Raw genomic sequence first — 922 nt, 5'->3', positions numbered from 1 at the left:
AATTTCATCGCTGCTGTAAATACCGTCATCACCCATGCCTTCAAACTCAACGTTTGGAGTAGGTGCATCAGTGTTATCAACGTCTTGCTTATCAGTGGCGATAGCCGATGGGTTACCGGCRGCATCAATGACTTGTGCATCAACATTGACCTGGGTATCGCCTGCAGCGACAGGGACTTCCACGGCTTGACCAKTATCAAGCATCGCTTGGGTCACGAGGCCGTTGAACAATTCGTTGCCGTTRCCATCAGTGATGATCAGCGTGTCACCRATKKYGGTGCCCGCGGCTAAGGTCACGGTGGCGGTGACGGTACCATCMGCGCCAATTTCATCGCTGCTGTAAATACCGTCATCACCCATGCCTTCAAACTCAACGTTTGGAGTAGGTGCATCAGTGTTATCAACGTCTTGGTTGTCAGTGGCGATAGCCGATGGGTTACCGGCAGCATCAATAACCTGCGCGGTGACATCCACTTGGGTTTGACCATCGACCACCGCGACTTCAATGGCTTGGCCATTGGTGAGCATTTCGCCGGTGACCAGACCGTTAAACAATTCATTGCCGTTACCATCAGTGATGATCAGCGTGTCACCAATTGCGGTGCCAGCGGCTAAGGTCACGGTGGCGGTGACGGTGCCATCCGCGCCAATTTCATCGCTGCTGTAAATACCGTCATCACCCATGCCTTCAAACTCAACGTTTGGAGTAGGTGCATCAGTGTTATCAACGTCTTGCTTATCAGTGGCGATAGCCGATGGGTTACCGGCAGCATCAATGACTTGTGCATCAACATTGACCTGGGTATCGCCTGCAGCGACAGGGACTTCCACGGCTTGACCAGTATCAAGCATCGCTTGGGTCACGAGGCCGTTGAACAATTCGTTGCCGTTACCATCAGTGATGATCAGCGTGTCACCCACC

At 52.6% G+C, this 922-nt stretch carries 1 protein-coding gene; it reads right to left on the bottom strand.

Going from position 1 to position 922, the window contains the following annotated elements; genetic code table 11:
• A partial coding sequence (locus BM739_RS20305) for a hypothetical protein (RefSeq protein ID WP_175609567.1) occupies positions 1–922 on the bottom strand: 922 nt, incomplete at both ends.

It is taken from the genome of Shewanella sp. UCD-KL21 (genome assembly GCF_001957135.1).
Classification (GTDB): Bacteria; Pseudomonadota; Gammaproteobacteria; order Enterobacterales; family Shewanellaceae; genus Shewanella.
This window is presented reverse-complemented; position numbering and strand designations above follow the sequence as displayed.